Annotated in this window: 9 protein-coding genes and 1 pseudogene; 5 read left to right on the plus strand and 5 right to left on the minus strand. The window is 42.5% G+C overall.

Translation table 11 applies throughout. The features are described from left to right. Positions 1 to 158: 158 nt before the first annotated feature. Positions 159 to 3,683 carry a tetratricopeptide repeat protein gene (locus tag ASG93_RS25390; RefSeq protein ID WP_056836493.1) on the minus strand — a complete coding sequence of 1,175 codons (3,525 nt, stop codon included), beginning with the start codon at positions 3,681 to 3,683 and terminating at the stop codon, positions 159 to 161. A 230-nt stretch (positions 3,684 to 3,913) separates the two neighbouring features. On the opposite strand from ASG93_RS25390, the gene ASG93_RS25395 reads away from it, so the two are divergent. Further along, the gene (locus tag ASG93_RS25395; RefSeq protein WP_056836495.1) at positions 3,914 to 4,276 is read left to right on the plus strand and encodes a hypothetical protein; all 363 of its coding nucleotides are present in this window, start codon (positions 3,914 to 3,916) and stop codon (positions 4,274 to 4,276) included. Positions 4,277 to 4,477: 201 nt separating this feature from the next. On the opposite strand, the gene ASG93_RS25400 is transcribed toward ASG93_RS25395, so the two are convergent. The 3 genes from ASG93_RS25400 to ASG93_RS25410 are packed head-to-tail and all read right to left on the minus strand — an operon-like array spanning position 4,478 to position 8,063. Next, positions 4,478 to 6,340, minus strand: a complete 1,863-nt coding sequence (locus ASG93_RS25400) for a DUF3732 domain-containing protein (protein WP_056836497.1) — start codon at positions 6,338 to 6,340, stop codon at positions 4,478 to 4,480. Beyond that, entirely contained in the window at positions 6,337 to 6,795 is a 459-nt protein-coding gene (locus ASG93_RS25405) for a three component ABC system middle component (RefSeq protein WP_056836499.1), read from the minus strand. The genes ASG93_RS25400 and ASG93_RS25405 overlap by 4 nt, the downstream gene beginning before the upstream one ends. Continuing rightward, the gene (locus ASG93_RS25410) at positions 6,792 to 8,063 is read right to left on the minus strand and encodes a hypothetical protein (RefSeq protein WP_056836500.1); all 1,272 of its coding nucleotides are present in this window, start codon (positions 8,061 to 8,063) and stop codon (positions 6,792 to 6,794) included. The genes ASG93_RS25405 and ASG93_RS25410 overlap by 4 nt, the downstream gene beginning before the upstream one ends. Positions 8,064 to 8,286: 223 nt before the next feature. On the opposite strand from ASG93_RS25410, the pseudogene ASG93_RS34475 reads away from it, so the two are divergent. Continuing rightward, a pseudogene (locus tag ASG93_RS34475) lies at positions 8,287 to 8,376 on the plus strand (DNA-binding response regulator); the annotation flags it as partial. Positions 8,377 to 9,981: 1,605 nt separating this feature from the next. Here the strand turns inward: ASG93_RS34475 and ASG93_RS33690 are convergent. Further along, on the minus strand, positions 9,982 to 12,003 hold the full coding sequence (locus ASG93_RS33690; protein WP_063891961.1) for an S-layer homology domain-containing protein: 2,022 nt from the start codon (positions 12,001 to 12,003) through the stop codon (positions 9,982 to 9,984). A gap of 807 nt (positions 12,004 to 12,810) precedes the next feature. Here ASG93_RS33690 and ASG93_RS25425 point away from each other — a divergent pair. The 3 genes from ASG93_RS25425 (at position 12,811) to ASG93_RS25435 (ending at position 22,428) form a co-directional block, all read left to right on the plus strand. Further along, the gene (locus ASG93_RS25425; protein ID WP_056836505.1) at positions 12,811 to 17,172 is read left to right on the plus strand and encodes a DEAD/DEAH box helicase; all 4,362 of its coding nucleotides are present in this window, start codon (positions 12,811 to 12,813) and stop codon (positions 17,170 to 17,172) included. A 141-nt stretch (positions 17,173 to 17,313) separates the two neighbouring features. Continuing rightward, complete coding sequence (locus ASG93_RS25430; protein WP_156411035.1) at positions 17,314 to 19,614, plus strand: AraC family transcriptional regulator; 2,301 nt, start codon at positions 17,314 to 17,316, stop codon at positions 19,612 to 19,614. A gap of 183 nt (positions 19,615 to 19,797) precedes the next feature. Then, a complete protein-coding gene (locus ASG93_RS25435) occupies positions 19,798 to 22,428 on the plus strand; it encodes a hypothetical protein (RefSeq protein WP_056836507.1) in 2,631 nt (876 codons plus the stop codon). Positions 22,429 to 22,434 lie beyond the last annotated feature (6 nt).

Genomic DNA, 22,434 nt, shown 5'->3' on the forward strand with positions numbered 1-22,434 from the left:
TCTAGGTAATTAGGTAGGTATGTGCTTCGGAGGAATATCTCATCAATGAATGTATAGCGCAAAAGCCACCGCCCTTTTATCTGAAAGGCAATGGCTTTTGTTTTGAATTGTTTAGCTTATTCGATCTTCAATTCATTATTTACAAAGTAGTTAAAACCTTAAATAATCCGTTGACTTTGTAACCAATTGTGGATTGTCTGTTCTAATTTAATATACTGGTGCTGAACTATTGTTGGGAAAATTGATTTAGTAACCGCGAGCAGCTGTTTAATCACTTCATTTTTGTTTTTCTGAAAAGTAATGACTCCACACACCGTATCTGTAATCAGGTGCCTTTGATTTGTTGGTATGCTTTCTAACCATACCCATTTTAAAACTTTTGAACTAATGCCAATTGCATATTCATGACTAAGGTCAGCTCTTTTCAAATATCCAAACAACTTCCTTATTTTATCTGAAATGAGGTAATTATTTACATGCAAATAATGAATTAAAGTCTCTGCATTTATTGGAAGCAGCGTATAACCCATATTAAGAAGTTCTCCGAATGAATCCAGAAATTTCTCGTGACTAATTTTCCCATTAATAGTCATGAGAAATAACCACTCATAAACATTAAATGATTCTAAGCCGTAATTATCTCTGGCATATTTTCTCACCACATAACTGTCAACCATCATGTTAATCCCATTTTCACAACAGCTCTCTATTGGAGAATGAAGGAAAGACATCCTCTCATCTTTTCCCTTATTACTTATTTTGTTACCCACTTTTTCACAATTTCCATTTATCCAATTAATAAATTCTTCGTGCTGACTTATATATGCATTCATTTGCTCCATAGAATTTTCAGTATGAATAATTTTTCCATCTCTATAGGCTAATGTTGAATGCCCTTTTTCACTTATTGCTTTTTTTTGTATGAATTCCTCAAACAATTCGTTGAAACTATCTTGATGAATATAAAGTGTGTAATTAAGGGCAAGTTCGTCAAGTAGGTTAAGGTGCCTTAAAGTTAGTAATATAGAAGGGTCGCATAAAATTCCTTTGGAATCCGCGGCAACCTGTAATCCCTTTTCAATTTCTTCTTCAATGTTATCTTGAAGTACCCAAAAATCTAAATCTGCACTATTAAAAAAATGCATCCATGTTTCGTAAGGACCCTTTCCAAGAAATTCAGCCATAAAACTTGGTGGCAATTTATTTTGTTGGACAACTTGAGTTGCTCGTCCAATTGATTCGCTTTGACCTTTTAGTTGATTTAGAAACTCTTCTGAAATAATGTTATCTTCATTCATAATTTTAAACTGAATAAATAGTGGGTCTTCACTTGGAAATTTATCTGTGAAGTTTTCACATACATATTGATACGCCTGAATCCATTCATCCAAGGGTTCATTGATATTCTGAGTGATTTGTAGAAATTTCATGAAATAAAAGCGCCAAACGTCAGGCTCGTCTTTTCCGAGTTCAAACGTCTTATATGCATAATCCATCGCCTTACTGAAATTGAGTGCGTTCATATAACTTACACACATCAATTGATAATTGCCGAGGGATGGTTTCTCTAATATTCTTTTCTCAATTGAATTCAGAATTTCTAGGCATTTTTCCGTAAACCCAGATCTGTAAAGGCAGTTTGCATACCTACATAAATATTCAATATCATTTGTTTTTTGAAACAACACCATATAATTATCTTTAGCAATATCAAACCAACCGAAGTCATAATAAATTGTTGTAACCGTTTCAATCAGCATTCGATTGTCTGTAGGAGATTCATGATATAGTTGAATTATTTTTTCATACTCACCGATTTCGTAAAGCCCTCTAACGTATCGATTAATTAAAGGCTCATGATGTCGCCAATATGGGATTCTAACAATAAGCTCCGTTACTTTTACAAAATCGTTTATCGATCCTCTATTGACATATGCTTGGGATAAATTAGTTGCTGCTTCCGCAAATACCTCGCCGTCCAAATGATTAATACATGACTCCCATTCAATAACAGCTTCGTTCCAGTCATGAACAATCGTAGCATAATAAGCCTTTAAACATTTAATCCCCACTTCAAAAAAAATTTCTGCTTCTAGTGTTTGAATAAAAGTCTCAATTTGAGAATGATTCAACGATTGCATCAGGCTATCTAAATAAACAAAATAATATTTCAAGTCTGACTGAGTTTGCATATTCAGTAAAGAACGCTTTTCTTCAAGCAATGACTTGGCGAGTTCTGGCTCACCTGAATTTACATAGACCCTAGCCAAAGTGGTGATATCATCAATTTCGAATACATTCGCATCTATTTTACCAATAAGTAGCTCAATCGCTTTGCCCCAGTCTTGATCACATAAACAGCAGGAAAGAAAATTTCTAAAAGTAAACTCTCTATTTTCCTGTTTATGATTATAAACCCATTCAAAAATAACTTTGGCTTCTGCAAAATGTTGGTTTCTAAACGCAATCGCTGCCTTTAGTTCCTTGATACGCATATTGACATTGTCATTTTGCTTATCTATTCTCTCCAATTTATTCAATATAGGCATAATCGTTTTATACACTTCGTCAGTATTAACAATTTGATCATGTATCACCTGACTATCCAGCATGTGTGTCAGGATCTCGCACTTCATTAGCAACCAAGTAAAGTTATCAGGGTCCGTTATTAATTCGTTGTTGGTAAGGTCTAATGCTTGATCGTATTGTTTGTCATTTATTAATAAGAAAGCATTTAATTCTCTCAGATCCACATCGGAATGTACTTCAATTAGTTCAATTGCGATTCTATATTGACCTTGCCTACTATAGATATTAATTAAATGCTCAAGATTCCTTTGAGTATAGCCTTCTTTATCAATTGCTAAATTCACGTATCTTAGCGCTTCCTCATATTGTTGCTCAAAAAGATAAATTAAGGAGGTAATCCGATTCTTTCTCGCAATATCCTGGCAATAAACGATCGCTGCATGGAGGTAAGGTATAGCCTCTTTTTCTTGACCATTTAAAAAATAACATGAACCAATAACCGCGTTAAGTTCCATAAGTTCATTTTGACTCAAGGGCTTCTTATTCAATCTTTCTAAAGCTCGTTCACGGGCAGTCTTTACCTCACCTGATTTTATTAAATCATTCAGATCGCTAATCGATACGGGTTCAAAATAGGCGTTAATAACGTCAAATTTTTCTAGAATTTGGCTTTGTGATGTTTGTATGCTTGTAAAACCTTCTTTAATCTCTTGTTCTAACGAACTTAAGCCTGATAAAATTTGTAAAAATTCTGGGTCCCATTTTGAATCCTTGAAATCGTGAATTTTGCTATTAAATGTTATAAAAAACGCTAAGAGCATGTCTTGATGTCGAGGATACAATTCCATATAGGGCAGTAAGTTGAGTTTCTCAGGTTCAATATGTTCTGCCGTAACACCTTCGACAATCCATCGGAATATTTCTTCTCGATTAACTTTATCTTCTAATAAATCATTCAACAGCTCATCAGGAAGATCATACAAAGCTTTAGTATCATCATATGCCGCAGTAAACATTGCTTTGACTTTTGGTGAATAGTTGTCTTGGGTCCACTTAGTGTGTAAATCACGAATGAGCTTACTATTTTTTATTCGTGGTATTACAAATCCTAAAAATAATGGTGCAATTTTCGCTAGAATTGTTATTGCAGCCAAGCTTACTCACTCCAACCCTGTTGTATAATATTTACAATAAGTGTACCACTACAGACGTTATTAAGACTAGCGAATAAAGTTGATTTTGAATTAAAAGTTTATGTCATTTTGAATTAGGTAATCTTTATGAAAAAACAACAGATCCGAAATATTTTGTCCTACTAAAACGGGGATATCCTCATATGCTAATGTTGAGGACAACTCATTTGGAGAGGAGGTGGAGTAGCATTATGAAATTTATCTTGCAGATATCGGGTACAATTGCATCAATAATTCTAAGCTTCATTGCTTTACATGCATACAGCGATCAACATGATATGGGCACTACATATAGTTCAGCACATTGGTTAATATTTGCTTCCGTTATCCTTACGGTCATTACGGGTATTAGTTATTTCCAGTCAAAGGTCGAGCATGAGGGATTACATTATTTCTTATATGCCGCTCTCGGAATAACTCATGCCATTGTTGTGCCGCTGGCAATTACAATAGCTGGCTTAAAGATAGACTTTGGACAGTATTGGTGGGTTGCACTGCTTGGCATTATAGGATTAATTTGGTGGGGCAATACAAATAAAAGTGTTCGAACCTAAGTCAATACAGTCTAACAGAGAACGATAGTTCAATTAACCGCCTTATCCCTGAGGCGGTTTTTTCTTTTGGTTGAAAATCAACAATGTTGAATAACAGAGCCTATTTAATAAAACTCAAGGTAATCCTACACATCATTCTCAATAATCAAGAAAGAGACTGTATAATCTACAGTCCCTGGTTATGTAACATTAAAGTAGTGATTAACGCATTATGTCCTCATCTCTAATTAGTTTATTACCATCAAAGAATTCTTCGACAAGATGTACGTTTGTCATATCATTTTCTTCCCAGATATCCTTCGGTATGTGTTCAACAACTATAAACTGAAATTCACGTTGAAGACCTTTTTCATTATTTGCCCTCGTAATGAAATCATTTAACAATCGAATTGCAATCGTAATTTTAGCACGATCTGTATCACTCTTAGCTTCATTACGTTTGTTATCAAAGTATGGTCTACTTGGTTGATCCAAGAATAAGAACGGAGGTATATATGGCACATCTTGTCTCATAATGAGCTCATGAAGCCCTAGAAATAAGCAAAGATGTAAGAATAAATGATTTGAACTACTACCAATTAGTTCAACAATAGTTGAATACGGTCGTTGAAGACGTAGTTTTTTAGTCTTATAATCAAAAGCTGCTTTATACCCAGCGTAATTCCCAAGCGCATCTGATGCTTCGTTAAGGTAATACTGCACAAGTTCATTCAACAATCGAATTACTGCTTCCTTACGTTCATCAAGATTAACAATTTCTTTCTTTAACTTCTCAATTTGATCTTCTAATGATTTTATTTGCTTCTCATAATTTGCGTCATCCCATTTTCGCTCATAAAACTCCAACTTCGTTTTAATTTCCCCAATAAGTATATACTTTTCTTGGAAGTTTTCGAAATCTCTATGGAGAGTTGGGAACTCTTGAAGCTTTTCTTTAATTTTAGTTAATTCTTTCTCAAGTGATCTAATTTTTGCTTTAACTTCAATCTGAACAGGTGCGTTCTTACTGATCTTCCTTTTTATTTGTCCGAGTTCTTCCTTAAGTTGAAGGACAAATTGTGAGACTAATGGCGATTCAATTATCTCAGAGAAATTATCATGTATATATTCAATTGGCAATAAGCTGTCATAATTCTTTTTCAATATATTTTTATACTCGTTATATTCCCTATCAAATCGTCTAAGCTTCCTTATATTTGTTAAAACATCTAATCGTTCTTTTTCATATTTCTCATATTCATTATTTTGTGTCGAGATATTTATATATGAATGCTCATAAATAACCTCTTTTAATTCTTGGATTTCCTCGTCAAAGTTTCTCTCTCGATCATCCAGTAACAAATATTCTTTTGCTTCTAGAATTATATCCTTCATATTCTGCTCAAATAATTGCCCTTCTTTTTCGAATGCATCACTTTTACGCTGAAGTCGTTTTTTTTCGGCTTCAAGTTTATTTATTCTTTCATCAATAGCTGTAGCAGCAATAGTGCTTATCCCCGTCGATAAGTTAAAGATCCTTTCCAAAGCATCCTTATATCGTTGATTTGTTTGTTTGTCAAAGAAGACATCACTATTTGTTATCGTGTTTTCATCTTGACTATTGAATAACATAAAATATCGCAGTGATATTTTGGAACCAAGTGGAATTTGATGTCCGCCATAGGGCATTACAACTTCATCTGTTATCTGAAACTCTGCTTCCATTTGAGTTTTAATATCATCATCTTTGTTATTTGTTACGGGCACTTCTGGTATCTCACCTACACCAGAGAAAAAGTAATTACTTGAAGGTGCCATAAAATCATCTAGTCGCTGACGAGCTATTGTATACAACGATTCATTAATATTAAAATTGATACCATACCATTCTACATTTTCATTAATAAACTCATAAGGAATTTTCGGCTCGCTTGAAAAAAGACAATAATCAATAACCGCCCATATAACGGTTTTCCCCGTCTGACTGTCACCCGTTATAATGTTAACTTTATTGGGTAGAAACTCCAATTCCCGTTTACTTCCATTTCTCATCCATAGAATAAGTTTATTTATGTGGAATTTCATAATAGCACCCTCAATTGCAGATATAATTCCGACTCATCTTTCTGAAGCAAATTAGCAATTTTCTTTGAAGCTTTTACAACATCTTTAACTCTTGCACCCAATTTAATATCTGATTCATTGAATTGGCTACTTTTGTTGAATTTAATCTGCTGATCCTTAATTAAGATAACTTTCATTTCATGCAAGATATGCAACGAATTCAGGGAAATCGGTAGTAGGTTAAGAAATCGTTTATTAAAATTAGTTATTAAGTTAGCTTTTTTTGCTATTAGCTGCTCAATGCTTTTTACATCACTACGTTGCAACTTAAGGTAGTCAAGCGTTTCTTTGTGAGTGACGAATGGCAATATCAACATTGTTTTAGAATAGCTTGTATTTTCCATATGCTTAAGTACCGACGCCATTGCACTTATTCCAAAAGCTTCATTGTTATAAATATATTTAGACCCGCTCATTTTTTATATTTTCCCTTCCAATCAAAGGTCCAACCGATTCTTGGTTGATCAGATAGCCAATAAAATTCTCCATTACTAAATTTCAGGTCAAGTTCATCTTTATCAATTGTCAACTTAGTTTTCTTTATCGCAATCAAACACTTCTTTGCATTTGTTCTTAAAATTCTTTGTTGGTCTTGTGAACTTAATGATGGATCAAGATCTTCACTAGACAAATGTGATTCCTGAAAACAGGCTTCCCAATACAGAACACTCTGATCATGAAAATCTTCACGTTCATCTTCAGTAATCTCACCTGATTGAACCCACATATCCAAATGTTTGTTGATATTAATTTTGAAAGTAGTTAGATCAGCCATTTTGGGCAAGTCACCTGGTGTCACTTCACCAATTTCAATTAATTGTTTTATAAATGTTTGGTCTTCAAAGTTATCAGGCAGTACCTCATCGAAGTTCCTTCTAGGCAATTTGTCAGTCCTTCTTGCATTAAAAAAACACTTTGAGAGCTTCTTCTCAACATCATCATAGGAGATCTCGATTCTCTCATCCCTTTTAACTTGGTCATATCTCCAACAAGATAAGTTGCTAATTATACAATCAAATGCCATATCCAGCCTAAATTCATTAATTTCATATACCCTTACTTTAATATCATTTCGAATTAGCTCAAGAAGCTCGTCCTGATTGTAACGAATTTCTACCTTCTTCAGAAATGCTGAGAGCCATTGATCCTTTTGATTTATTAGTGCTTTCATATACGACTCAAGCTTAGTATCCTTTTCTTTTGGTTTACTAGCATCAATAAGACCTTGGATAATTGAACGTAACTCCACTATGCTTATTTTCTTATTTTGAAAATCACTTAATTTATCAAGGAATTTATTCTGTGCACTTTCATTCTTATTTGTAACAAGAATGAACCGTGCGTTTTTAATAAAGTCAAGTTGTTTGCCTACAGCAGTTCTCCCCAGAGCCTTATCATTAATCATCTTAGACCAAGTGAATAAAGTCTTCCATAAGTCATTATCACGCTCTGTTAAGTTTTTTGTGGAGTTGTCAGCCTTTTTCTGAAGCGAATGCTTTGCTTGGATCAATATGAGTGCTCCGTTAGGTAATTCAATATGAATGTCATCTTTAACTTCAAACCCTATAACCTCGTTAGGCTTAAGCTGAAGTAATAAATAAATAAAATAAAAGAATTGATAACCAAAACCTACTTCTTTCTTAGACGCACTCGTCTGATCCTCATACGATCTTTCTTGTTGCACTTTATTCACCTCATTGAGACAAGCATATGAAACATAGGTAAATTGTATCATATTCCCAAAATTAAACATATACTAGTGAACTACTCTGACCTTAAACTACCTAAGCAAAATAATGATTTTATACTTGGTTTTGCGAATTACTGAAGGCTAATTAACAAGTGTTATTTGACTTAAGTAACTGCATTGCTTAGTTTCAAACCATTTCATTAACTGTTATTCAAAACACATTGCGAACGTCATGCAAAAGCTGAACGTAAAGGGTCGTTCACAAGCGGTTGTAGAACTGATCAAGCTTGGGGAATTAAAGATCTGATTCCGTCAGCAGAGGGATCCATGTAAGCCTTTGAGCCTCCTTGTGGAGGATTCAAGGGCTTTTATGTGTGGCAGGCTGGTTAGAAATCATAGTTAGTACTAAATATTGAAAGTTTTGTTAACCCGATGATTCGACAACAAGTGACTTGGGGCATGTACTATGATACTTATACAATTCTTCTTCATTCTAAGGAGGTAATTATGTTAAATGGTTGACGCAACCAATGATCATAAAAACATTTTTTCACTTTCAATGCTTCTGAATATAGAACCCAAAATTCTGCTTAGACTCTGTCATTATATTGAATCTAGAGGATATTTCTTTACGAAATCAGAAGAGGGCAACATGCAATTCAATGATAGAGATATCGCTGTTATCCTAGCCCATTACTGAAGGGCTTTTTTTGTGTGTTTCCGCAAACACGAGCCGAAGCTCACCCATTAAGTCTGGGAAGTCGGAAATCGACTTCTCAGCAGCAGCATCTCGCGCATCCATACTGATTAAGCGCGAAAAACGCGCTTACAGCGAGAGCTCTGCGAGCCGAAGCTCGCCAATTGAGTCCGAGAAGTCGGAAATTGCTCTTAGCAACAGTATCTCGCGCATCCATACTGATTAAGCGCGTTTTTCGCGCTTAATCTGGAGTGCTCGAACAAATAAGCGCGAAAAACGCGCTTACAGCGAGAGCTCTCCGAGCCGAAGCTCGCCAATTGAGTCCGAGAAGTCGGAAATCGACTTCTCGGCAGCCTGTCCCGCGCATCCATACAAATTTTGCATGGAAAACGCGCTTAATCTGCAGCGGATTAAGAAAAACCGTCACCCTGACGGTCTTTTTCGTGTTAACCCATACGTTTCGAGCAGGGGGAGAGAGGGATGTGGGGTTCCAACATTTCTTGAAATCGTGTTTTTTTAAATTTATTTAGCGGTTATAACACGATTTCAAATACGGACACCACAAAGCGCCGCTTTTCCACCCCCTTTTTGTTCTACTTTGTGCTGCCTTCTACTTTTTCTACCTTGCTGCGGTGGAGCGAACTTCTCTTTGCTACCAGTCGCTCGGATTGATTCCAATTCGTCATCTTCTCGTCTGTAAAGATGAAATAGGGGCTGTCGATTAATTGTGGACAGTTTTAACGTGAACGGACACATGCAGAGAATGTATATGATTTTTCGGATACATATACAGAATCAGGGCTCAAATCACGTTTTATATATGAAATTTCGAATAGAATCGACTGATTCTTTGTGTGTGCCGCTCATTATGTATGATTCTTCGCATACATTTTGTGGTCTCCCGCAGAATTTCCGAAGTTATGAACAGTTAATCGACAGGCTCAAAAATATCGTTACAGACACGATTCCACTTCCCCTCGCATCTGTAACGATGAAAAATATCTTTACAGCTTGTGCATTGGCTGTGCGCGCTTTGCAACAATATGAATCTGATTTGGCTACATCCACTACCATTGGAAAATGTACAGTTCTAAGGGACGGTAGCTGAAAAGAAGAGTTCATCTGTACGTTTTCCAGTACTCTCATGCCTCAGAAAACTTATACTTTCAAAAAAGAAGCCCATGAATCATAAATTCACGGGCTTCTTTTCGCATATTATTTGATTGTAATGTTGGTTACGAGCCTATTAACACCATTTAGCTGTATAAGATTCCCTTCCTTAAATAAGGCCAAGTTGCCGGAAAGCGTGACACCAGAGGATACCTGATAGATCGTTGTTTGTTCCCTGCCACTAATGGTTTGCGTGATAGAAATCGTTGCAAGTTCACCTTGGGCATTGAGGGTAGTTCCTTTTAATTTTCCTAAAAGCTCAAATGGTAGATTCGCATCAATCATTTTGGTGACTTCAATATAAATGACTTTATTATCCGAAGTGCGAATATCGACTTCATCGCCTACTTTTAAATCAACAGCTCTGACCTTCACGCCATTGCGATAGACAACGACATCCGGATGAAGTGTGAATGCAGTTGTAACTCCCGACTTCGTAAGCTTCAGCTCATTATTGCTCACCACGGAACTTACTGTACCGTTGTTTGTAATAGGTTGAACCATTTTGGTCACTTCAATATAAATGACTTTATTTTCGGAAGTGCGAATATTGACCTCGTCACCAACTTTCAGATCGGAAGGATTGACTTTCAACCCATTGCGATAGACGATAACATCCGAGTGAAGTATTAATTCAAATGTAACACCTGACTTCTGAAGCTTAAGTACGTTATTACTAACGACTGCGCTGACTTTACCGCTATTCGTAATGGCTTGTGCCGTTTGTGTTACTTCAATGAAAATAACTTTATTGTCGGATGTGCGAACATTCACCTCATCGCCAACCAGCAGGGAGGAAGCATTGACTTTCACGCCATTCCGATAAATCACCACATCTGGATGCAGGGTGTATGAAGTGGTAACTCCGGATTTCGTAAGCTTCAGTATATTGTTACTAACAGTCGCGCTAACTGTCCCGCTGCTTGAAATAGGTACAATCGATTTGGTGACTTCGATGTAGATGACTTTATTATCCGAGGTGCGAATGTTAATTTCATCACCAACTTTTAGGTCATACGCACTCACTTTAATGCCGTTTCGGTAAACGACAACATCCGGATGTAGAGGTAGTGTGGAGGTAGCTCCAGCCTTCGTTAACGTTAATGTATTATTCGTAACTGCTGCACTTACAGTGCCGCTGTAGATTATCGATTGCACGGCATTGGTCACTTCGATGAATACAATTTGACTATTAAATGTGCGTACTTTCACTACGTCCCCTACCTGCAAAGCAGAAGCGTTTACTTTGGCTCCGTTCCGATAAATGAAAACGTCTGGATGCAGCGGATAGGTAGATGTTGTACCTGAACTCGTGATACTGAGTGTGTTGTTGGTAACAACCCTGCTTACCGTTCCATTCAGCGTGTTATTCCCTTGGTCTGGCAGTTGACCGCCCGTACGATCGAGCAAAGCTGCAAGCTGAGCCCGTGTTACCGGTTGATTAGGCCTAAACGTGTTATCTTCGAACCCATCAATCAAACCTTTCTCGATGGCAACAGCTACATAACCCACAGCGCCTGCAGGAATTTGTTTCGCATCTTTGAATGGCAGCGTTGTGTTCATTTTCGCTTTCGCCTGAGCATCCAGCTTCAACGCTTTGACTAAAAGTGTCGTCGCCCAGAGGCGGTCACCTTCCTTTTGAGGCTGAACCATATCGTCATTTTCCGAAAATAAATCATTTTCTAAAGCTACAGCTACATAACCGACAGCCCAAGAAGGAACTTTATCCGCATCTTTAAAATTCAAATGAGTGCTCATTTCTGCTGCTGATTCCGCTTGGCTGCGAAGTCCCATCAAACGAACGGCAGCTGTAATCGCTTCAATGCGTGAAACCGTATTGTGCGGTTTAAAGGTACCATCCTCATAGCCTTCAAACACACGCTTCGATGCTAAGCTCGCAATATAGCGTATCGCCCATTCTGCCGATTGCAAATCGTCAAAGGTGAGATGTATCTCAACCTTACTATCCTCTTTTTTGCTGCCATTCTCTTTGGCTAGGACGGCTGTGCCGCTTCCCATGATCATAACGAAAGCAAGTCCTGTCGCGATTACTTTTTTGAACGTCACGCTTAACACACTCTCCTTCTTCATTTGAATTCCACATGTATCAGAAGAATTCGTTTGATTGGTTATTTTTAGGAGGGTATCCTTTTATTTTCCATGGGTAAATTTTCTCCATGACCTAAGCAATTTGATCCATTTCCTGGTAAAACAGCCGTAATTAACGATAATATAAGATCATATACCTGTAATTGACTAGTTGCTAAGACGTTGATCATATCATCTGGAATTCTCCAGTTAATTCCGAGCAGTATTTTCTTCGGAATCACAAAAAAGGTTGTTACTGCAGTAGGTTTTCCATCAAAAAAGTGCTTTTAATGGAAAGAGCCAGATCCGGTGGCAAATTTTTTCCGTTTAAATATGTTTAACGGACACCAAAGACCTTATTTGCTGATTAACCACTGTTTCTCGATTCTTACGGACACAGTGGACCTTATTTCATGAAAATCCATCCAATTGGACGCAACTACGGGCAAATAAGCGCTACTGTGTCCGTTAGAAAGCGATTTACTCCTGAAATTCACGAATAAAGGTTTCTGTGTCCGTTAGGATGAAGCACTAAGCATCTCAAGAACTAGAATACCCATTCAGATCATGGATACCGAACTTCCAGTGGCTCCTTGCAGGGATATTTACAGAAATTCACTTCAACTGCATAGGTCATGTTTTCTCTTCATTCATCCAATAGCATGCAAGTTTGCTTTAACCAATTTAGCATATGAGCTGTAAATAAACTGTCATATTCTGTACCGCTGGCGATGACCCTCACAATATGCTATGTTGGAAGAAATTGTGAGCAAAGGAGCGAAGGTAATGACGGAAATTGCGCTGGATCTATCTCATTTTCATCCCGTTCTAAGGGCTTGGTTTGCTTCTCGTTTCGGTGAACCTACAGATGTTCAGAAGCAGGCGTGGAAACAAATACGTTCCGGCACGCACACGCTCATCTCTTCCCCAACAGGCTCAGGTAAAACTCTGGCAGCTTTATTGCCTTGTTTGGACGGAGTTATCAAAAAGAAGCAGGCTCACGAAGATTACACAGCCGGTGTTCGCGTGCTTGTCGTGACACCGCTCAAAGCGCTGAATAACGATATTCATGATCATTTGATTCATTTTATGGCAGAAATTGAGGAGACCGCTTCCTCTTTCGAAAAGGAAAAGGAAAAGGAAACCGCCTGGAGGGGACTCACGATTGGGGTTCGTACCGGCGATACCAAACAAAGCACTCGGGCATCGATGCTGAAGCAGCCGCCAGATCTGCTGGTGACCACGCCAGAATCGTTATATTTGCTGCTTACTTCCCCGCGGGCGAGAGAAATGCTAAAGAGCGTGGAACAGATCGTCGTCGACGAAATCCACGATCTGGCAGCGGACAAGCGCGGTATGCACTTATCGCTCACGCTGGAACGGCTGAACGCGTGGTGCGGGCGATCCGTCCAGCGGATCGGCGTGTCTGCCACGCAAAAGCCTATCGAGCGGGTCGCTCGTTATCTTGGCGGCTGGGAAGCTGACCAGCCGCGGCATGTAGCTATTATCGAGAGCAAAGCCGAGAAGCAGTACGCCATTCAGGTGACGATGCCGGAACCTGCGCGGGCTGGAGCTGATAAAGAGGCGATATGGACGCCTCTTGTCGAGCGCCTGCTGCAGCTCATGGAAGGCTGCAGCACCGCGCTTATCTTCGCCAATAGCCGCAGGCTTTGCGAACGCTTGACCTTGCGGCTCAATGACCATGTCGGTCATGAGATCGCGAGCAGCCACCACGGCAGCGTCGCCCGCGAGAAGCGGCTCGAGGTCGAGCGCTTGCTCAAGGCCGGCGAGCTCCGCTGCCTGATTGCCACGTCGTCGCTGGAGCTCGGCATCGACGTCGGCCATGTCGATCTGGTGATCCAGATCGACTCGCCTTTCACCGCTGCCGCAGGCATCCAGCGGATCGGCCGGGCCGGCCACGCCGTCGGCAGCGTCAGCCGCGGCGTGCTGCTTGCGCGCAGCCGCAGTCTGCTGCCGGAGCTGGCCGTGCTCAGCCGGCGGATCGCGGCGCGCGACATCGAGGCCATCCGCATCCCGCGGGGCAGCCTCGATGTCCTCGCGCAGCAGCTCGTCGCCATGATAGCCATGGGCGACGAGCTGGATGTGCCGCGCCTAGAGCGCCTGCTCTCGCAGAGCGACTCCTTCCGCGAGCTGCCGCGCGAGCGCTGGCTCGCGATGCTAGAGGTGCTCGCAGGACTGTATCCCTTCGTGCGTCCGCTCATCGCATGGGATCGTGAAACCGGCCGCTTAGAACGGTTGGCGGCCACACAGATGGCCGCAATCACCGGTGCGGGCACAATCCCTCAGAGCACGGCATATCCCGTGCATCACAATGAAACCGGACTTCACCTCGGTGAGCTGGATGAAGAATTCATCCACGAATCATCTGTCGGCGACGTGTTTCAACTGGGTACAGCTTCGTGGCGTATCGTTCGCAAGCGTCCCGAGCGTATCTATGTCCAGGAAGCCGAGAACCGTTACAGTGAAGTCCCCTTCTGGCGCGGGGAAACCGGTGGAAAGTCGTTTGAGCTCGGCGTTCAAACGGGTCAATTATGGCGTGAGCTGCGTGATCGTTTGCAGTCGCTTCCTCATACACAAGCTGATCTCGACGTTCAAGACTGGCTCATGGATCAATTTCACTTTGATTCGGAGGCGAGCCATGCTCTCATTGGAATCGTTCGCAATCAAATCGCTGTAAATACAGTTCCAACAGATACAACGGTTGTCATAGAAACCTTTGCTGATGAAAACAATCAAACACATTATATTTTGCACAGCCTATTCGGTCGCAAGCTGAACCGTACTTGGTTAATGGCTATCGATAGGCATCTCAAACAAAAAGGTCAAACCGCCCTTTATACGAATGCGAAAGATAACGGCATTGAGCTTATTTTTCCTAGCTTTCAAGAGTCGATTTTGCATGCCATCATGTCCATCTCTTCTATAGAAGCGGAACAGTTCATCATTGAAGCTGTAGCCGAATCTGGGATGTTTGGTGCAGCTTTCCAACGGCTGGCGGAAACGTCCTTGCTTCTTTCCCGCAGCTTTACACGTATCCCCGCTTGGATTAAACGAATGCGTGGACAAGAACTCATGAAGGAAGCTCTGCCCTTCAAAGAACGGTTTCCCTTGTTTCAGGAAGCTATGCGAGAATGCCTGGAAGAGCATGTCGATATTCAGCATCTTCAGGGCATCTTAGAAGCTATTCATACAGGAAATATTCAATTTGCCGTTCATCGCAACCATTTCCCGTCGCCGCTCGCTGGGCAGTTCAAGTTCGATTACGTGTCTCAGAAATTATATGAATCCGATGCATTAACGCAGGATTTACAGGTTGAATTACTTGGCTTTAGCCGTCAAATGGCAGCCGATATTTTCGGATCTGAGGCGATCCGCAGCGCCGTTAGTCCTCAAGTCATCGAGGCAGAGGAACATAAACTCGCACTGACGGATGAACCTTTAGCCTCTTCTCAAGAGGTGTTTCGTTATTTGAAAGAACGCGGCGATTCCTCTTTGGCCGAACTCATTAAGGCTAGTTCAGCATCCCATACAATCGTTATAGCATGGATCAATGTTCTTCTTGAGCAAGGCAAGACAGCAACAGCCTCCTTTACGAAAGAGACCCGCTATATCTGCAGTGATGAATTAGAGTTCTATTCTTCACTCTCGGATTCAATGGTTGCCAAATCGTTCGTGTTTCAAAGATTTGCCGACGGGAAGCTCTCTTTCACAACGGCAGAACTGGCAGCTCGGTTTGAGGTAGAACTTGCAATCGCAGCAGACTGGGTTCAGAACGCTGTTCAAAATGGTACATTATCGGTTGCACCCTTTGCCGATCCAGCAATCGAAGAGCTGTGGACGAGCAGCAAGGTAGCTTCACGATTAATTCGTTTGTCCCTTCAGTCCTATCGACGTGGCGGCGAGGCCGTATCCCCATTCACCTATATGACGCATATGCCGCTTAGGCGCAAACTCGTTGATAGAACTGACGTTCCTGGCATGGAGCATCTTCGCGAAATGATTGAAGATTTGCAAGGCTTCTTCCTGCCTGTCTCACTTTGGGAGTCTGTCTTATTTCCGACTCGCCAGCTTTCGTATCGCAAACAGGACCTAGACACCCTATGCTCTTCAGGTCAAATTGTCTGGATAGGCCGCAAAGAGCCGGACGAAAAGGAAGGCCGCATCGCCTTTTTTCTGGCAGAAAGCAGCTCTCTGTATGAGCCCTGCCTCACTGCAGCCAACCAAAGGCCAGCCTCACACCCTGAGCTCCTTAGCCTTTTGCAGGAAAAAGGGGCGATCTTTCTGAGCAAACTAGGTATTGAAACCGGGCGAGCTCCATCTTCTTTGTTGGAGGAGTTACTACAATTAGTGTGGGATGGACAGGCCGCTAACGACCAATTCGCTCCGCTGCGATTACATGCCGCAGGAGCTTCTAAGAAACCGGATAAATTCCAGTCAGGACTTGGTCGTTGGTACCCTCTCGATTCGCTGCTTAGCCCTGCCTTCGATAAACAATCGTCCGCCATGCAGTGGACGCATCATCTGCTGGAGCGTTTTGGCATCATCACCAAAGATCTCGTCGCTGCTCTGTGTCCGTTCCCATGGGAAGCCATTCAGACAGCACTCCGTCAGTTGGAAGAGTGGGGTCTTGTTGTCCGCGGGCTATTCATTACCGATTTACATGCTCTGCAATTCGCATCCAAAGAATTTATCACTCTCCTGTACCAACAAACAGATAACGCTTCTGCGGTTCAACATAAATTCACGCTATTAAGTGCTGTTGATCCGGCAAATCCCTTTGGACTCATTGTCCCATGGCCTGAGGTTTCGAACATTTCATTTTCACGCAAAAGCGGCAATTACTTAGCCCTCAAAGGCAGTGAGTGGTTATATTGGATCGAAAATAATGGCAAACGGATTTATCATATCGCACCTAAGGCGAACCAAAACGACGATCAGACGACCGTTGTCAACGAGTTAAAAAGTATGTTTCGCCAGTTCCTTAAGCAACATCAACTACGTAAAATCGTTATCGAAACCTGGAACGGTGTGCGTATCACAGAAGCGCCCGAACAGGAATATTTAAAGCTTCTAGGCGCAGAAAAAGACCGCGCCAACTTAGTTCTTTGGCCAAGCCAACTAAGCTGAGTGCGGTCTGCACGCTAACATTCTAATTCTCGATTGACTATTCACATGGTATTATATAGAGGAACCTTTTAGAGGGTGGAGTAGTTACTAATGCAATTTTCCATACAGGTTTAAAAAGAAGAAACCAGGGGGAATTAAATCGTGTTCAGAAGTAAGCGCTTCCGAGACAATTGGATTTTAATTCTGATCATCACCAGTATTCCCGGACTTATCTTCGGCGGCGTGATTTATTGGCTTGGCGGTGAGCGTCTTGAGAACGAGCTGCTTCAGATGCATAATAAACAGATTCAGCTGAGAGCAGCCAATATTGATGAGCAGTTCACTTACTTGGAGACGTCGGTCATGCATTGGTCATTCGATCCAAATCTCAGTTACCCATTGGCGAGTTTAAGTCTATCGCGCGATTTCGAGATTGCTCGTGACATCACACAAACGCTAGCCAATATGAAAGGTGCCAATCCACTGGTTAAAGAAGCAGAACTGTTCTTGGAAGGGCCTGCCCCCGTGCGATTTCATCCGCAATACGAGGCATTAACGGATGCAGCGCAGATCGATGGATACAGGAAGCTGCTCTCGCATGATAAGAACGTGTTCTGGTCGCAGCATACGTCCGAATCAGGTTCCCCGAGTGATAATTCATTATCTTTTATGATAAAAATACCTGAAACCCAAGATAACCCTTTCGGTGTCATTGCGGTTCGGATGGACACGACGAAGATCGCTAGACTGCTGCAAACATTAGCTCCTTATGACGACGGGAGTACGTTCCTGTTGGAGGAAAATGGCGATCAACTGCTGTCTAGCTCAGGGAAGGTGCCGGCATCACAGCTTGATGAAGCTATCAAAAGTGAGGTTCTTGCCGGCAAGACCAAATCAGGCTCATTCCTATTCGATTGGAACCACACCAGATACACCGTATCCTACGGCACAATGTCACGTATCGGCAGTACCGATTGGACGTACGTTTCTGCATCGCCGATCAGTGCGATTACTAAACCTGTCGTATTTATTTCTCAACTGATTTTGACGTTAAGCATCGCGATGCTGCTGCTCGCGTTCATTTTATCTTGGGTGGCTTCGCGACGTATTTATTCGCCTATTGCCCAGTTAGTCAGCTTGCTGGCGGGAAATACGTCTTTAGCGGCGCTCAGGAAAGAACAAAATGATGATTTTAAGATCATTGAGAAAGAATGGCTGCATCTGACTAGGGAGAGCATGACGCTTCAGAATAAGCTGGAGCAGCAGCTTCCACACCTTAAGGAGGGCTTCCTGCTTCAGCTTGTCCAAGGGTATCTCTATTCCTACTCCGAGCAAGCTCTCCTTGAGCGGATGCGAAATTTCGGCTGGTCTGTGGACAATCGTCAATACGCCGTATTGTACATCCAATTGAGCGGATTTGAAAACTTAAAAGGACGATTCTCGTCTGGCGATGAAGGTCTCGTTACTTTCGTTGCTGCTAATATAACGAAGGAGCTCGCATCGAGCCATTTTGAGCAAGCAGAAGTTATCAATTTCCACGATTTCACTGTCGGTCTCTTCATCATCGTTTCGGAAGAATCCGAGCAGAAGAATGCAATCAGAACCTATTGTCAAGAACTGACGCAGGGAATTCATCACGTGCTTAACATGTACGTATCGGTCACGATCGGCAGTCTTGCTTTGTCCGTCGTTCATGTGCCCTCCCGATTCGAGGAAGTAATGCAGGCATCAAGCAGACGCCGATTCGAAAGCCGGAACCAAATTATCGACTTGGAATTTCTAGATGAGTACGATAAAGAGAAGCATGAGATTCATTATCCTTTCGCGCTCGAACGAGAAATCATTCAAGCGATTCGAACGGGCCAGATCGAAGAAGCAAAACAGCTCATCCAGGCTTTCTTGGATGAACTGCTCGAACGCGGAGCCAAGGTGATTGACATTCAGCAAGGAATGCTCCAATTGCTCGGCAGCATCCTGCATGCCATTCGGCTTACGGGTATGGATCCAAACCGCATTTTCAAATCGGCAAATTTATACGAGCAATTGATGCAGTTCGGTGAGCCTCAGAAAATGATCGCTTGGTTCCACGACAAAGTAGTGAGACCCTTCATGCAGGAACTGGAGTCACGTTCCGACGTGGAAGTGAAAAGGACTGTGGAAACTGCCATGATTTACCTGCAGAACAATTACATGAAGGAAATATCTCTGGACAGCTGCGCCGACTACGCGGGCACGAATACGGTTGCGTTAAGCAAAGCGTTCAAGCAGGTTAGCGGTAAAAATTTCATTGACTATTTAACCGAGCTGCGCATTGAAAAAGCGAAGGAGCTTTTGCGAGAAACGGATATGAAAATTAATGACATTGCCGAAAAGGCTGGATATCAACCCAGCTATTTTAACCGGATCTTTAAGAAACAAGAAGGCATAACACCTAGCCAATACCGGGAATTCAATCGAAATTAATAGCATCATCTCCCGAACCGCCCTCAATGGCGGTTTATTTTTTTGCAATTGAAAAAAAGTCTTATTCCTAGAAAAAAGTGAAATCTTCCGTCCTATATGGAATTTAAAAGTGTGGTTGAAGGAAATTCCCAAAGAACCTAATCTTAAACCAAGCACGAAACAATTCGAGAGGGGTAAGGAAACATGGGAGAGAAAAAGCAGCTCCGCGTGCATTGGATGGAGGAAACTCTTCCAAACTCTTGCGGTGTTACATGGGGAGTTCCTTGGCACATAGGTGAATTGAATCGGTCGCAAGTCGGTGCTTTCACCCTTATTGATCCGTCAGGAAACCCAATCGCGCTTCAAAGCTGGCCAACCGCTTATTGGCCTGACAGCAGCGTGAAATGGACAGCGCACGCCGCATCGTTCGATAAGCCTGAAAGTGAAGGCTATTCACTACAAGCCGCCGATGAACAGTCTTTAGAGATCCATACGAGATCCCGTTTGAAGGTTACACAATCGACTGATGAAGTGACCGTCGATACCGGAGTCATCCGGTGTATTGTTGGAAAACAAGGAAAGTCATTCATCCGTGCTCTATATCACGGGGAGAAACTAATCAGCTCGAATGGTTCGCTCGTCTGTATTCGCGAAGAACGACGGACGACATCGAGCGGCCGTCTTTATCAGGAAGAACTGTTTTGTGACGAGGTCATATCCGTAACGATCGAACAGGAAGGTCCATTACGGGTCGTGCTCATGGTGGAGGGCGAGCATATTTCCAAGGAAGGCGAACGTTCTTGGATCCCCTTCCGGCTGCGCCTGTATTTCTATGCCAACCAAGCATCGATTCGGATTGTCCACACCTCATTGTTCAACGTTGATCCGCAGGAGGACTTCGTGAAAGGGCTTGGCATCTCTTTTGCTTTGCCGCTGCAAGCCCCCCTTTATAACAGGTACGTTCGTTTTGCGGGCGATACCGGCTTTTTCAGCGAATCGCCCCGGCATTTGTCGACATGGCGGACGAAAGGCGTCTACATGGACATGTTCTATCGCCAGCAATCAGGAGAAGCGATTGCATTCGATGATGAGAAGGATGCGAACTTCAAGGCCCTGCTGGATGATTCCGCTGCGTGGGACAGCTATAAGTTAACGCAGCTTTCCGCCGACTCCTATTCTGTTGTCAAGCAAACAAATGGAGAATGCAGCTGGGTTAAGGCAGTCAGCGGTAACCGTGCGAATGGACTCGTTTATGCCGGAGACACTCACGGAGGGCTTGCAGCAGGGCTGCGCAATTTCTGGCAGAAGCATCCTTCGTCTTTGGAAGTAACGGGTATGACGACAGATGAAGCCAAGCTAATACTCTGGTTCTGGTCGCCGGATGCTGCAGCTATGGATATGCGTCACTACGATACGACAACGTATGTTGAATCTGCCTATGAAGGATCGGAAGAGCTGCGAAGTACACCTTATGGAATCGGAAATACGAACGAGCTTATGCTGTGGTGCTGCGATGGGACACCCGCTGCTGCCGACCTTGCGAACATGACCAAACATGTTCAAGCCCCGCCGCAGCTCTTATGCGAACCTGAACGTTATCATGATACGAACGTATTCGGTATCTGGAGCTTGCCCGACCGCAGCACGTCTGCCAAAGTCTGGATCGAAGATCAACTCGACGCTTGTTTGAGCATCTACAAGCAAGAGGTTGAGCAGCGGCGATGGTACGGTTTCTGGGACTATGGAGATTTCATGCATACGTACGATCCCGTACGGCACGAATGGCGATACGACGTAGGCGGTTTTGCCTGGCAGAACACCGAGCTTGTGCCGAACATCTGGCTGTGGCTCTCGTTCTTGCGATCGGGACGAGCAGATTTATTCCGCATAGCTGAGGCAATGACGCGTCATACGAGTGAAGTGGATGTCTATCATCTCGGAGAATATGCAGGACTCGGTTCTCGGCATAACGTCGTTCACTGGGGTTGCGGATGCAAGGAAGCGCGTATCGCAATGGCGGGTTTGCACCGTTATTATTACTTCTTAACTGCAGATGAACGTATTGGAGATATTTTGGAGGAAGTGGCCGATGCTGATTTCGCAACCGTCGGAATTGACCCGATGCGAGCCTATTTCCCGAAGGATGAGCATCCTACACACGTGAGGAGCGGTCCAGACTGGGCAGCCTTTAGCTCGAATTGGATGTCGCAATGGGAACGCTTTGAGAATTCGAAATACCGGGAGAAGATCCTGCAAGGGATTAAGGACTTGAAGGCTGCACCGTTTCGGCTCTTATCAGGCACTACATTCGGATACGATCCGAACACCGGGATTCTTACTCATATCAGCGACGGCAATTATGGCTATCATATGGTCATATCCTTTGGCGCTCCGCAAGTGTGGATAGAGCTTTCGCAGCTGCTCTCCGATCCTGAATGGGATGACATGCTCGTAGAATTTGGGGAATTCTATTACCTGGAACCCGAGGAAAAGTTAGCCCGCACGAATGGGGTTATCCATCCTAATCAATTCAGCTGGCCAATGTTTGCAGCATCGATGGCGGCCTACGCAGCTAACCGGCGCAATAATGCCGGTTTGGCTGCGAAAACATGGCGCATTATGCTGGAGAATCGTCTGCCGGGAGGCAACGAGGACTCGACGCGAACCTATCAAGTGCCGGAGCTCGCATACGTCCGACCTATTCAAGAGCTGCCGAGCATCACGACAAACGTAACGTCACAATGGTCATTGAATGCGATTATGTGCTTGGAGCTGATCGGAAACGAGCTGCCAACCGAGCTGAATGATAAAATGCAAGGGGAGGAACTTTTTTGAAATACG

The sequence above is a fragment of the Paenibacillus sp. Soil787 genome, assembly GCF_001429545.1.
Taxonomy (GTDB): domain Bacteria; phylum Bacillota; class Bacilli; order Paenibacillales; family NBRC-103111; genus Paenibacillus_E.